Origin of the sequence: Sphingopyxis terrae subsp. terrae NBRC 15098 (assembly GCF_001598815.1) — a bacterium.
Lineage (GTDB): Bacteria > Pseudomonadota > Alphaproteobacteria > Sphingomonadales > Sphingomonadaceae > Sphingopyxis > Sphingopyxis terrae.
In genome coordinates this window covers 65,346-79,034 of sequence record NZ_BCZQ01000006.1, presented here as the reverse complement: position 1 = coordinate 79,034, position 13,689 = coordinate 65,346, and the positions used below count along the sequence as shown (strand labels likewise).

Genomic DNA, 13,689 nt, shown 5'->3' with positions numbered 1-13,689 from the left:
CCCGCCGTCAGCTTTTATAGCTGTCTCCATCGCAGGATCCGCGCCGTCCATGGCGCGGAGGATCATGTCCTGCCCGTCAACCTGGGGATAATCATGACACGTATGACGCATTCTTCGCGCCTGATGGCGACCGCCGCGCTGGGCGCGATGCTGTTCGGCATGGCGCCGGCGGTTTCGGTTTCGGCCAAGGAACAGGCTGCCGCCTCGGCCAAGGCCGACAAGCCCGAAATCGGCGACTTCGGTTTCGACACGACCGGCATGGACAAGAGCGTACTGCCCGGCAACGATTTCTACGCCTATGCCAATGGCACCTGGGCCAAGAACACCGCGATCCCGGCGGACAAGTCCAACTATGGCATGTTCACCGCGCTTGCCGATCTGTCGCAAAAACGCACGCAGGAGATTCTCGAAGCGGCGAAGGGCGATCCGAACAGCATGATCGGACGGGCCTATGCCTCCTATCTCGATTCGGCGCCGGTCGAGGCGAAGGGGCTTGCCCCGATCCAGCCGTGGCTCGCGAAGATCCGCGCCGTCGACAAGCCGGGCCTCGCCGCGTTGCTCGCCGAAGCCGACCGCAACGGCGTCTCGCATTTCTTCGGCGGCTATGTCGGGCAGGACGACAAGAATCCCGACGTCTACATCTACACGATGTTCCAGGGCGGCCTCGGCATGCCCGATCGCGACTTCTACCTGAAGGACAATGAGCGCAACGCCAAGCTGCAGGCGGCCTACCTCAAGCATCTGGAAAATGTCCTGACGCTTGCAGGCGAACAGGACGCCGCGGCGCGGGCGCAGGCAATCTATGCCTTCGAAAAGCAGATCGCGATGGTCCATTGGGACAAGAATGACAGCAGCGACGCGACCAAGGTCTATAACAAGATGACGCTTGCCGAACTGGAAAAGGCGGCGCCGGGCTTCGACTGGACGACCTTTGTTCGCGGCATCGGCGTCAAGGAAGACGCGCTGCTCGTGTCGCAGCCGAGCGCTTTCACCGGCGAGGCGAAGCTGATTGCCGACGCGCCGATCGGCGTGCTGCGCGACGCGCTGCTCGTCCGCAGCCTCGACGGCTTTTCGGACGTGCTGCCCGATGCGGTCGCGCAGGAAGCCTTCTCCTTCTATGGCACCGCGCTGTCGGGAACGCCGCAGATGCAGGAGCGCTGGAAGCGCGCGGTCGATTTCACGACCGGCAATCTGGGTGAAGCGGTCGGCAAGGATTATGTCGCGAAATATTTCCCGCCCGAAACCAAGGCGGAAATGGACAAGCTGGTCAAGAATGTCATCGCGGCGCTCGGCCACCGCATCGACAATCTTGCGTGGATGCAGCCCGAAACCAAGGTGAAGGCGAAGAAGAAGCTGGCCAATTTCACCACCAAGATCGGCTATCCTGATCGCTGGAAGGATTATGGGTCGCTGGAAATCCGGGCCGACGACCTGTTCGGCAACGCGCTGCGCGCCAACCAGTGGCAGCATGACGACAATATCAGCCGTCTCGGCGGCCCGATCCGGCGCTGGGAATGGGGCATGACCCCGATGACGGTCAATGCCTATGCCAATTTCGGGATGAACGAGATCGTCTTCCCCGCCGCAATCCTGCAGCCGCCCTTCTTCGATCCGAAGGCCGACCCGGCAATCAACTATGGCGGCATCGGCGCGGTGATCGGCCATGAGATCAGCCACCATTTCGACGACCAGGGTTCGAAATATGACGAAACCGGCAAGCTCGCCGACTGGTGGACGCCCGAGGATGTGAAGGCCTTCGAAGCGGCGAGCAAGGCGCTCGTCGCGCAATATGACGCCTATGAAGTGCTGCCGGGCGAGCATCTCGACGGCACCTTCACGCTGGGTGAGAATATCGGCGATCTCGCCGGCCTCAACATCGCCTATGACGCGTACAAGGCGTCGCTGGGCGGCAAGGAGGCGCCGGTGATCGACGGGCTGACCGGCGACCAGCGCTTCTTCCTCGGCTGGGCGCAGGTATGGCGGCGCAACTATCGCGAACAGAATCTGTCGCAGCGCATTTCGACCGATCCGCATTCGCCCTCGATCCAGCGGACTTGGGTCTCGCGCAATCTTGACCCTTGGTATAAGGCCTATCAGGTTAAGCCGGGCCAGAAGCTCTATCTGGATCCGAAGGATCGTGTTCGCATCTGGTGATGCGCTGACTGGGAAAGTGTGAATTGACCGCGCAGAGCCTGCCTTCCGCTGATACCGATTTCAGTAGGGGGGTGGGCGCTGCCGGTCCGCTTTCTGCAATTCAAGGACTTTCCCGGATCGACCTTGCGCTGCTCGGCGGTCTCGCGCTGGTGTCGGTCGGGCTGTTGTTCTGGGCCACCGGCGACGCGGTGCTTGCCGCCGGTTTCCTTGCCGGACTCGCGCTCGCGGCGGGCGGCATGATCCTCGCGCGGCGTCTTTTTCCGGCGGCCGCGGTGGGCGAGGCAGCGCCGACCGATTGGTCGATGCTGCGCGCCGCGGTCAATCATGACGATATTGCGATTGCGATCACCGACCGGGCCGGACGTCTCGTCTGTGCGAACGACCTGTTCGCGACATGGATGGGCGGCTTCGTCACGCCGCCGGGCCTGCCGCTCGAAGGGCGCGGCGCCGAGCTGCTCAAAAATGCGGGCCGGACCGCGTGGCGCGACGGTGAGGGTGGGGTCGACGAAATCGCGGTCGGGCCCTTGCAACTTCGCGCGCAAGTGCTGCGATCGGGGCAGGCCGAAGACTATCTGATCTGGCGCTTTTCGGCCCATGAACGGCTCGATCTGGCGGGAGAGATCGTCCGCCACCTCGACGGACCCGCGGGGCGCACGCTGGCACAGGCGGGGGTGATGGCGGCGCTGGTCAGTGCCGAGGGCCGGTTGCGCGTTGCCAATCAGGCGTTTCTTTTGCGCGCGCTCGGCGAGGAGGATGCGCTGCATTATGCGGGGCGCGATGTCGCCGGTATGTTGCGGCTCGATGATGCCGGCGCGCTCTATTTTGCGCGTGAGGGCGATCGGGCAACGCCGGTGCGGATGCTGCAAATCCCGCTGACGCCGGCCGATACGCACGGGCCGATGCTGCTCGCCATGCTCGACGAGGAGATCGGACCCGCCGATCGCGGCACCGCGCAAAGCTATATCGAAACGCTGCTGTCGCTGCTGCCCTTCGGGCTTGCGCTCGTCGATCGCGACGGCCGCTTTCTTTACATGAACCGCGCTTTCATGCGCGCCGCGGGCGTCGCCGATAGCAAGAAGCCGCGCTACCCCGGCGATCTTGTGGTCGGCGAGGACAAGGGGCCACTCGCCGACATGATCCGCCGTCACAGCAGCGGGCAACAGGTCGGCGGCGATCTCTCGATCCGGCTGGCCGGACAAGGCGACGAGCCGGTGTCGATGCGCGTCGTCGGCGTGCGCGGGCTGGGCGAGGCGGCGGTTCTGCTCAGCCTCAAGGATTCGAGCGAGGAGTCGCGCCTCAAGCGGCAGGTGGCGCAGGCATCGAAGATGCAGGCAGTCGGCCAGCTTGCGGGCGGCGTCGCGCATGATTTCAACAATATCCTGACCGCGGTGCTCGGAAGCTGCGATCTGATGCTGATGCGGCACACGCCGGGCGACAGCGACTATGACGATATTCAGCAGATCCGCAGCAACGCCAACCGCGCGGCGAGCCTGACGCGGCAGTTGCTCGCCTTTTCGCGCCAGCAAACGTTGCGGCCGCAGATATTGCAGCTTCCCGACGTGATTTCGGAGGTATCGCATCTGCTCAAGCGGCTGATCGGCGATACGGTGCAATTGTCGGTGCATCACGGTCGCGGGCTGGGTGCGGTGCGCGCCGACCCGGGGCAGCTCGAACAGGTCATAATCAACCTTGCCGTCAATGCGCGCGACGCGATGCCCGGCGGCGGGACGCTGACGATCGAAACCTATCCCGTTTCGGCCGCCGACGTGCGCCAGATGGGCAATGAATTCATGCCGCCCGCCGATTACAGCGCGCTGAAGGTCAGCGATACGGGCACCGGCATTCCCGCAGAAGTGCTGCCCAAAATCTTCGAACCCTTTTTTACGACCAAGGATGTCGGCAAGGGGACAGGGCTGGGACTGTCGACGGTCTATGGCATCATCAAACAATCGGCGGGCTTTATCTTTGCCGACAGCAAACCGGGCGCGGGGACAAACTTCACCATCTACCTGCCGGTCCACCGGGCCGAAAGCGGCGTGCCAGCGACGCCGCCGCCGGCCGCGAAGGCGAAGAAAAGCCAGTGGGGCACCGGCACCATCCTGCTCGTCGAGGACGAGGATATGGTGCGGGCGGTCGCCGAACGGGCGCTGACCCGCGCGGGTTACACGGTCGTCACCGCGTCGCAGGGCGAAGAGGGGCTTGAACGCTTCGCCGCGATGGACAAGATTGACCTGGTGATCAGCGACGTTGTGATGCCGACGATGGACGGGCCGACGATGGTCCGTGCCATGCGCGCCAAGCGGGCGAACCTGCCGGTGCTGTTCATGTCGGGCTATGCCGAGGAGCAATTGCGCCAGTCGATCAACATCGACGATGTCGCCTTCCTGCCCAAGCCTTTCTCGGTCGCGCAGCTTGCAGAAGCAGTGTCGATGGCGCTCGACGATGCGGCGCACAGGGTGGGCCATGGCTGAAGACCGGTTGATCCTGCTTGTAGAAGACGATGTCCTGATCGGCATGATGCTCGTCGATATGTTCGACGCGCTCGGCTATCCCGAACCGGCGCAGGCGACGACCAACGAAGAAGCGCTCGCGGCAATCGCGTCGCAGCCAGTGGCGGGCGCACTCGTCGATATCAACCTGGGCGACGAAAAGGGCTGGCCGGTCGCCGATGCGCTGGCGGAGCGGGGGATTCCCTTTGCCTTCACCTCGGGCGGCGGCGACGTGATTCCCGCGCCGCATGCGAACCGCAAGCTGGTGACGAAGCCGTTCCGCATCGCCGAAATCGAGGCCGTTCTGGACGGGTTTTTCGCGGAATAGCGCGCACCTTGCGGATAGCGCGCAAAAATATCTGTTCTCCACTTGTTCCAATAGAACAAATGACGTACACAGCTCTGGCGTTGCGGTGGTTCTGCCTTCGCTCTAGAGCTGGAAAGGAACGGTCATGGCCGGACAATTATCACTCGTCGAATCGGGGAAATCAGTGAACAGCACAGACAGGCAGAAGGCGCTCGACGCCGCACTCGCGCAGATCGATCGCGCGTTCGGCAAGGGCTCGGTGATGAAGCTCGGATCGAAGGAAGCGATGCAGGTCGAGGCGGTCTCGACCGGATCGCTCGGGCTCGACATCGCGCTCGGCGTGGGCGGTCTGCCGCGCGGCCGCGTCATCGAAATCTACGGTCCCGAAAGCTCGGGCAAGACCACCCTCGCGCTGCATTGCATCGCCGAAGCGCAGAAGACCGGCGGAACCGCGGCCTTCGTCGATGCCGAACATGCGCTCGATCCCGTCTATGCGAAGAAGCTGGGCGTCAATATCGACGAACTGATCGTGTCGCAGCCCGATACGGGCGAACAGGCGCTTGAAATTGTCGATACGCTGGTGCGCTCGAACGCGATCGACGTGCTTGTCGTCGACTCGGTCGCCGCGCTCGTTCCGCGCGCCGAAATCGAAGGCGAGATGGGCGACAGCCACGTCGGCCTTCAGGCGCGCCTGATGTCGCAGAGCCTGCGTAAACTCACCGGCTCGATCAGCCGTTCGCGCTGCATGGTGATCTTCATCAACCAGCTGCGCATGAAGATCGGCGTGATGTACGGCAATCCCGAGACGACGACGGGCGGCAATGCGCTCAAATTCTACGCCTCGGTCCGCCTCGATATCCGCCGCACCGGCCAGATCAAGGACCGCGACGAAATCGTCGGCAACACCACGCGTGTCAAAGTCGTCAAGAACAAGGTCGCGCCCCCGTTCAAGCAGGTCGAATTCGACATCATGTACGGGCAGGGCATTTCGAAGATCGGTGAAATCCTCGACCTGGGGGTCAAGGCCGGTCTGGTCGAAAAATCGGGCGCCTGGTTCAGCTATGATTCGATCCGCATCGGTCAGGGCCGCGAAAATGCGAAGAATTTCCTGACCGAAAATCCCGAACTGATGGAGCGGCTCGAAAAGGCGATCCGCAGCCGCACCGATGCGGTGGCCGAAGAGATGATGACCGGCCCCGACGCGGACGACGACGATATCTGATCCGAATCCGGCGAGCCGTCGCAATACGGCTCGCCGGCGAACGGCGGCGGGCCCGTGCCTTCTCCGGCACGCCTCCTTGGATCTGCCCGACCCCTCTCTTGGCAGGTCGGCCCGGCCGCCGTTGACCATGCCGGCGCTGACCATGCTGGCGGGGGCATGTGCCGCATCCCGGCTTGCGTGTTCAGGGGCAAGGACTACACAGGCTCGATGCCCGCGATCCGCCTTTTCGGTTTGCCGACCGACGTCAACAGCAGTTTCGAACGCGGCGCGGCGGGTGGTCCTGCCGCGATCCGTGCGGCGCTGCGCAGCGCTCGCGGCAATATGGCAAGCGAACTCGGTCCCGAAATCGGCACGGATATCGCCTTCACCGACGATGGCGACCTGCCGCTGACCGAGCATGTCGCACACGACGATGCCGCGATCCGGCGCCATGTCGCGATGCTGCACGAGGATGGCGAAATTCCCGTCGCGCTTGGCGGCGATCATGCGGTGACATTCCCGCTCGTCGAAGCCGCCGCCGCTTGTTTCGGCCCGCTCAACATCCTGCACATCGACGCGCATTCCGACTTGTACGACGACTTCGGCGGCAATCCGCGCAGCCATGCGTCGCCCTTTGCCCGGATATGCGAAGCGGGCCATGCCGCGCGGCTGGCCCAGGTCGGTATCCGCACGTTGAATCGTCATTGCGCCACGCAAGCCGATCGCTTCGGCGTCGAGATCGTCCCGATGGCGGGCTTCGTTCCCGAAGCGGTTCCGGTGCTGAGCGGCCCGCTCTATATCTCGATCGACCTCGACGGACTCGATCCGTCGGCGGCGCCCGGCGTCGCGCATCCCGAGCCCGGCGGGCTGACGGTGCGCGAACTGCTTGCAGTGCTGCACCGGCAGTGCGCGCCGATCGTCGGCGCGGACATCGTCGAACATCATCCGGGCCGCGATATCGGCGGCGTGACCGCGATTGTCGGCGCCAAGCTGGTGTGTGAGCTGGCGGCGCTGATCGATCGCAACGGATATTGGCGCGGATAAGAGGAGAATGCGATGAGCTTGATCGTCCACCATCTGAACAACAGCCGCTCGCAGCGCATATTGTGGCTGCTTGAGGAAATCGGCGCTCCATACGAAATCCGCCACTATCAGCGCGACGCGGCGACCAACCTCGCGCCGCCCGAGCTGAAAGCCGTCCATCCGCTCGGCAAATCGCCGCTGCTCGAGGACGATGGACGGGTGATCCAGGAATCGGGCGCGATCGTCGAATATCTGTGCGAGCGTCATGGCGGTGACGCCCTGGTCCCGCCGCGCGGCACCGACGATCATGTCCGGCACCTCGAGCTGCTGCACTTTGCCGAGGGTTCGGCCATGACTCCTGTTCTCCTCAATCTCTACGTCGCCCGCCTCGGCGACGCTGCGGCGCCGCTGCGGCCGCGGATCGACGAACAGCTCGGCGCGCATTTCGCCTATCTCGAAGGCGAGATCGGCGACGCCGGGCATTTCATCGGCGATCGCCTGTCGGCTGCCGACATCATGCTGAGCTTCCCGGCCGAGGTTGCGGCGATGAACGGTGCCGATCGCTATCCGCGCCTCGCCGCCTTCGTCGCGACGTGCCACGCGCGCCCCGCCTGGCAGCGCGCGCGCGAACGCGGGGGCGATTATTTTGTCTTTTGATCGCCGGTTCGGCGGGCTGCTCCTGACCGCACTATTCACAGCGGCGACTCCGCTGGCGGCCGCACCGCCCGTTCTGGGGCCCGAGGTCGAGCGCGACGTCGTGGTACCCGAGGGCAAGAGCTTCGAGCCCGCCCCAGCCGACGAGGAGGGCGCGATCGACCGCTTCACCGGGTTCACGATGGCGCTGGCGAAGCGCGACTATGAGGCGGCTTATGCGATGCTGCGCCTGTCGTTTCAGGCGTCGAACCCGCGGCTGGAATGGGAGATGAACCTGCGCAAGCGGGCCGCGCTGTGGGCCGATGGCACGCTGCGCATCCTGCGCCTGACCTGGTATGCCGACCCGGCCGGACAGCCGCCCGGCCTGTATGCCGCGTTCGATTTTCGCGGCGATCGCAAGGATGGCACGATGGATTGCGGCTATGTCGTCGTCCATCGCAGCGCGCCCGGTGCCGCCTTCACCGTCGTGCGCGTCGATACGTCGGAAGTGCCGCCTGACCTGATCGAGGACGGGGTGCCCAAGGCCGACGTGCTGCATCAACTTCCCTGCTATCTGGGCAAGGGCATCGCGACCGCCTTTTGAGCGTAGCGGCGCTGAGCCAGCCGACATCGGACTTGCGGTCCGCGCCCGTTGTCCGCAATATCGACCCGCGTTCATCCGGGCGACGGATGGCGGGGGGAGTTCGGGGTTATGGCAGGTCTGGTATTGGCGCTGTTGCTCGCGGCGGCGGGAGAGCCCGCAATCCGCGTCGAGAAGCTGGCGGCGGGTGGTTTCAGCGCTGATGTCGCCGATATCGAGGCGGCGCGGCTGACGACGACGATGGAAGAGGTCCAGCGGATCGCGGCGCAGCGCTGCGGCAAGATGAAGGTGCGTTTCGGCCGGTATAATTTCGACAGCCGCGTCGATACGGCCCGCAACGTCATGATGATCGAAAACCTGCGGCAGAAATTCTTCTGCTACGATCCCGCGACCGATCCCTACAAGCCCGTTCCAGCGGACTGGAAGGCGAGCGACGCCGATACGGCGGCGGCGACCAGCTTTGTGACCCGCTTCCTCGACCGGCTTGATCGCGGCGATCAGGCCGGGATCGCGATGATGGACCCACTGGCGGAAATCACGCCGAAGGACTGGGCAAACCTGCATGCCGGCGCCACGCAGTTCCAGACCGGCGACGGATCGATGACGCCGCAATTCGTCGCGTGGAGCAACAATCCGGACGGAGCCGCCTATCCCGGCGCCTATGTCCTGTTTTCGGTGATCGACGATCATCCGGGGATTGCCGGAACGTGCGGCGGGATATTGGTGCAGCGCGTTCGCGAAGGCGAATATCGCATCGCCCAATATGATGTGCAGTTCATATCGCAGGCACTGGTGAACCAGCAGGGGTTGACCGGGCAGCAGCTCGACCAGCTCTGCCAACGCTAATGCTGCGCGTCTGTGCTTGAGTAACGGACGATCCGGCACTAGATCGCGCGCATGACATCGACCAACGACATCCGCCGCTCGTTCCTCGACTATTTTGCCGGGGCCGGCCACCATATCGAACCGTCGGCACCGCTGGTGCCGTTCAACGACCCGACGCTGATGTTCGTTAACGCGGGCATGGTGCCGTTCAAGAATGTCTTCACCGGGCTGGAGAAGCGTCCGTACAGCACGGCCGCGTCGTCGCAGAAATGCGTCCGCGCAGGCGGCAAGCACAACGACCTCGATAATGTCGGCTACACCGCGCGGCATCATACCTTCTTTGAAATGCTGGGGAATTTCTCCTTCGGCGACTATTTCAAGGAACAGGCAATCGACCATGCCTGGACGCTGGTTCACAAGACCTGGGGCCTGCCCGCCGACAAGCTGACCGCGACCGTCTATCACACCGACGACGAGGCGTTCGACCTGTGGCGCAAGATTGCGGGCCTTCCCGAAGAGCGGATCATCCGCATCCCGACGAGCGACAATTTCTGGTCGATGGGCGACACCGGCCCGTGCGGGCCGTGCAGCGAAATCTTCTACGACCATGGCGACCATATCTGGGGCGGCCCGCCGGGATCGCCCGAAGAGGATGGCGACCGCTTCATCGAGATCTGGAACCTGGTGTTCATGCAATATGAGCAGATGCCGGATGGGCAGCGCGTCGACCTGCCGCGCCCGAGCATCGACACCGGCATGGGGCTGGAACGCATCGCGGCGGTGATGCAGGGCGTCCACGACAATTACGACATCGACACGTTCAAGGCGCTGATCGCCGCGTCGGTCGACCTGACCGGCGTTGCCGCCGCGGGCGGAAGCCAGGCAAGTCACCGTGTCATCGCCGACCATCTGCGCGCATCGAGCTTCCTGATCGCCGACGGTGTGCTGCCGTCGAACGAAGGGCGCGGTTATGTGCTGCGCCGGATCATGCGCCGTGCGATGCGCCACGCGCACCTGCTCGGCGCCAAGAATCCGCTGATGTACCGGCTGCTCCCGGCGCTGACGACCGAGATGGGCGCGGCCTATCCCGAGCTGATCCGCGCGCAGGCGCTGATTGCCGAGACGCTGGAGCGTGAGGAGGTCAAGTTCCGCCAGACGCTCGACAAGGGGCTGCGGCTGCTCGACGAGGCGACCGTGGGCATGGGTAAGGGCGCGACGCTGCCCGGTGATGTCGCGTTCAAGCTCTATGACACCTTCGGCTTTCCCTATGACCTGACCGAAGATGCGCTGCGCGCGCAGGGCATTGCAGTCGACCGATCGGGCTTCGATGCGGCGATGGCGCAGCAGAAGGCGGCGGCGCGCGCGGCATGGAAGGGCAGCGGCGAAAAGGCGTCGGACGAAATCTGGTTCGACCTTGCCGAAGCCAACGGCAGCACCGAGTTCACCGGCTACACCTCGACCGAGGGCGAGGGTGAGGTGATCGCGATCGTCAAGGACGGCCAGCCGGTCGAGGCCGCCGAAGCCGGCGACACGGTCGTCGTGCTGACCAACCAGACGCCCTTCTATGGCGAAAGCGGCGGCCAGATGGGCGATGCGGGAACGATCACGACGCTGGAAGGCGCCAAGGCCAATGTCGAGGACACCGGCAAGCCGCTGGGCCGGCTGCACACGCATCAGGCGACGCTGGAGGCGGGCAGGCTGAAGGTCGGCGACACGGTGCATCTGTCGGTCGATGCCGCGCGCCGCGATCGCATCCGCGCCAATCATAGCGCCACGCACCTTGTCCACGCCGCGCTGCGCAATCGGCTCGGCGCGCATGTCACGCAGAAGGGCAGCCTGGTTGCCGAAGACCGATTCCGGTTCGACTTTTCGCACCCCAAGGCGCTGACACCGGAGGAAGTCGTCCAGATCGAAGCCGATGTGAATGCGCAGATCCGGGCGAACGAACCCGTTTCGACGCGGCTCATGACCCCCGAGGATGCGATCGCGGCGGGAGCGATGGCGCTGTTCGGCGAGAAATATGGCGACGAGGTGCGCGTGCTCAGCATGGGCAAGGGCGGCGAGCATAGCTATTCGGTCGAACTGTGCGGCGGTACGCACGTGCGTGCGCTGGGTGACATCGCCTTGTTCAAGATCATCAGCGAAAGTGCGGTTTCGTCGGGCGTCCGGCGCATCGAGGCGCTGACCGGCGAGGCGGCGCGCCAGTGGTTGCTGGGCCGCGACGAGGCGCTGAAGTCGGCGGCGGCGGCGCTCAAGACCTCGCCCGACGAGGTGCCGGCGCGCGTTGCCGCGATGGCCGAGGCGCTGAAGAAGGCCGAACGCGAGCTGGCCGACGCGAAGAAGGCGCTGGCGCTTGGCGGCGGCGGTGCGGCCGGCGGAGCGGCGGCGGGTCCGGCGGTCGAACAGGTCGGCGATGTCGCCTTTCTGGCGCAGGTCGTCGAGGGGCTCGATCCCAAGGAACTGCGCGGCACGGTCGACGGCCTCAAGAAACAGGTCGGCAGCGGCGTCGCGATGCTCGTCGCGGTCAATGATGGCCGCGCGTCGGTCGCGGTTGGCGTGACCGACGACAAGACGGGCAGCCATAGCGCGGTCGATCTCGTCAAGGCCGCGGTCGCGGCGCTCGGCGGGCAGGGCGGCGGCGGCCGTCCCGACATGGCGCAGGGCGGCGGCCCGAACGGCGGCGCGGCGGACGAAGCCATCGCGGCGGTCAAGGCCGCGCTCGCCTGAAACGGTCGGACGTGAAACCGACAAAGAAGACGCGGCGCACCGATCATGCCGAACGGCTGATCGCGGCGCCGCTGGTCGATGTGTTCGCGGCCTTTACCAGCGCCGAAAAACTGGCGCGCTGGCTACCGCCCGAGGGCGCGACGGGCGAATTCGAGCACAGCGATCTGCGCGAGGGCGGCGGGTTCCGCCTGCGCCTGACCTTCGACGACCCCGATGTCGAGACCAAGAGCGACGATGACAGCGATCTGGTCGCGGTGCACATCCCGGTGCTCGATGACGGGCGGCTGATCGTGTGGGAGGTCGAATTCGTGTCGGATGATCCCCGCTTTTCGGGCACAATGGCGATGCACTGGTATCTGTCGCGCAAGGGCGGCGGGACGCTGGTCACGGTCGATGCGCATCATGTGCCGCCGGGGATTTCGGCGAAGGACCATGAGGCGGGGCTGACGTCGTCGCTGGCGAAGCTGGCGGCGGTGGTGGAAGAAAGAGCGGCCAGTTAATAGCGACCTGTATCCCCGCGAAGGCGGGGATCCATCATCCGGCAGTGCAATTACGAGCCGGCGGGAGATGGGTCCCCGCCTGCGCGGGGACACACAATTAAGAGTAGGGCCTGGAAAGGTTCAGCCCTCCACCCCTTTCGCTTTCCCCCACGCGCGGGCAGCGGTATAGCCGAGGTAGCCGGTGCCGAAGAGCGCGTAGAGCGGTTCGGGGATGCCGGCGAGATAGGCGTTCATGCCCTCTGCGATGCCCCTTGCCATGTCGGGGCGCGTCGCGGCGATCAGGCCCATCGGGATCGCCCACAGAAGCAGCGTATACATGACGTAGAGGAAGCTGGGCCGCGCGCGGCTGGTCCAGGGGTCGGTGCTGTTCGCCTCGGCGACGATCGCGGTCATCCGCGTCTTGATCGCCTCCATTTCCTGGCTGCCCTCGAGCTTCAGCAGTTCGAGCTTGGCGCGGTCGCGTGCTTCGGGGTCGGGGATGATCTTGTCGATCAGCTTGGCGACGGGGCCGATCAGGCCTTCGATGATGCTCATATTGGCGTTCCTTTCGTCCTTAACTTGTCAAACTTGTCACCAGGTCGTGTTTGGAATCAGGAGTTTGCGTCGCCGATTCGATTGGCGAGCCAGCCATAGAGAAAGGCCTCCTGGCTGGGCCGCCGTTCGGCGAGCGCAATGTAGCGTTCGCCCTGCAGCGCCTCCATCGCGCGCAGCAGCACGGTTTCGCCGCCCTTGCCGCGCGCCTTCAGAAAGCCGTCGAGCGCCGACAGCGTGCGCGGGCCGATGGCGCGGTCGACGGCGATATCGGGATAGTCGCGCGCCGTGCGGTTGAGCGCGTTGAGCGCGCGCTGGAGAAAGCCGGTCGCGATCGCCGTCCCCATGTTGACGCCAGTATCGAACAGTTCGGCCGCGATGCGCGGCGCGCGCGCCGCGACACGATCGAAGGCGGGGCGCAGCCAATAGATGCGGCGATAGATGTTGGCCGCCTCGGCACGGGGCAGATCGCGCATCGGCCCCGCATAGCCCTGCGCCCGCGCCACCGCCTCGGTGACCCCCCAGCGCGTCGGACCGCCGCGATCGGCGGGGTGGTTTACATATCCGCCTTCGCGGTCGATGACGGCATCGATCAACGCGTCGATGGCAAGGCGGGGCAGGTCGGCAAGGGACATGATTCGCTCCTGTGGTTCATTGAGATATCAAAACGAACCATATTGGAATATTGTAGGAAAGGA

General features: G+C 64.9%; 12 protein-coding genes. 10 read left to right on the top strand and 2 right to left on the bottom strand.

From position 1 onward, the window contains the following. The first annotated feature begins 93 nt into the window (after positions 1-93). The 10 genes from STE01S_RS05120 (at position 94) to STE01S_RS05075 (ending at position 12,460) form a co-directional block, all read left to right on the top strand. Entirely contained in the window at positions 94-2,154 is a 2,061-nt protein-coding gene (locus tag STE01S_RS05120) for a M13 family metallopeptidase (protein WP_162928205.1), read from the top strand. A gap of 71 nt (positions 2,155-2,225) precedes the next feature. After that, a complete protein-coding gene (locus tag STE01S_RS05115) occupies positions 2,226-4,625 on the top strand; it encodes a hybrid sensor histidine kinase/response regulator (RefSeq protein ID WP_062765521.1) in 2,400 nt (799 codons plus the stop codon). Continuing rightward, positions 4,618-4,971: a response regulator gene (locus tag STE01S_RS05110; RefSeq protein ID WP_058813322.1), complete on the top strand. Its 354-nt coding sequence runs from the start codon at positions 4,618-4,620 to the stop codon at positions 4,969-4,971. The genes STE01S_RS05115 and STE01S_RS05110 overlap by 8 nt, the downstream gene beginning before the upstream one ends. Before the next feature lie 124 nt (positions 4,972-5,095). Next, positions 5,096-6,172, top strand: a complete 1,077-nt coding sequence (gene recA, locus STE01S_RS05105) for a recombinase RecA (RefSeq protein WP_003050311.1) — start codon at positions 5,096-5,098, stop codon at positions 6,170-6,172. A 207-nt stretch (positions 6,173-6,379) separates the two neighbouring features. Further along, positions 6,380-7,195 carry an agmatinase family protein gene (locus tag STE01S_RS05100; RefSeq protein ID WP_062765518.1) on the top strand — a complete coding sequence of 272 codons (816 nt, stop codon included), beginning with the start codon at positions 6,380-6,382 and terminating at the stop codon, positions 7,193-7,195. 12 nt (positions 7,196-7,207) lie between these two features. After that, positions 7,208-7,831 carry a glutathione S-transferase family protein gene (locus STE01S_RS05095; RefSeq protein ID WP_062765515.1) on the top strand — a complete coding sequence of 208 codons (624 nt, stop codon included), beginning with the start codon at positions 7,208-7,210 and terminating at the stop codon, positions 7,829-7,831. Next, positions 7,821-8,411, top strand: coding sequence for a hypothetical protein (locus tag STE01S_RS05090; RefSeq protein ID WP_062765512.1), 591 nt, complete (start codon positions 7,821-7,823; stop codon positions 8,409-8,411). Before STE01S_RS05095 ends, STE01S_RS05090 begins: the two co-directional genes overlap by 11 nt. A 108-nt stretch (positions 8,412-8,519) precedes the next feature. Then, positions 8,520-9,254: a hypothetical protein gene (locus STE01S_RS05085; protein WP_062765509.1), complete on the top strand. Its 735-nt coding sequence runs from the start codon at positions 8,520-8,522 to the stop codon at positions 9,252-9,254. A gap of 51 nt (positions 9,255-9,305) precedes the next feature. After that, on the top strand, positions 9,306-11,960 hold the full coding sequence (gene alaS, locus STE01S_RS05080) for an alanine--tRNA ligase (RefSeq protein WP_062765506.1): 2,655 nt from the start codon (positions 9,306-9,308) through the stop codon (positions 11,958-11,960). An 11-nt stretch (positions 11,961-11,971) separates the two neighbouring features. Then, positions 11,972-12,460, top strand: coding sequence for an SRPBCC family protein (locus tag STE01S_RS05075; RefSeq protein ID WP_003050328.1), 489 nt, complete (start codon positions 11,972-11,974; stop codon positions 12,458-12,460). Between the two features lie 120 nt (positions 12,461-12,580). On the opposite strand, the gene STE01S_RS05070 is transcribed toward STE01S_RS05075, so the two are convergent. Continuing rightward, positions 12,581-12,994, bottom strand: a complete 414-nt coding sequence (locus STE01S_RS05070) for a holin family protein (RefSeq protein ID WP_062765503.1) — start codon at positions 12,992-12,994, stop codon at positions 12,581-12,583. A gap of 56 nt (positions 12,995-13,050) precedes the next feature. Next, positions 13,051-13,626 carry a glycoside hydrolase family 108 protein gene (locus STE01S_RS05065; RefSeq protein WP_003050332.1) on the bottom strand — a complete coding sequence of 192 codons (576 nt, stop codon included), beginning with the start codon at positions 13,624-13,626 and terminating at the stop codon, positions 13,051-13,053. Positions 13,627-13,689 lie beyond the last annotated feature (63 nt).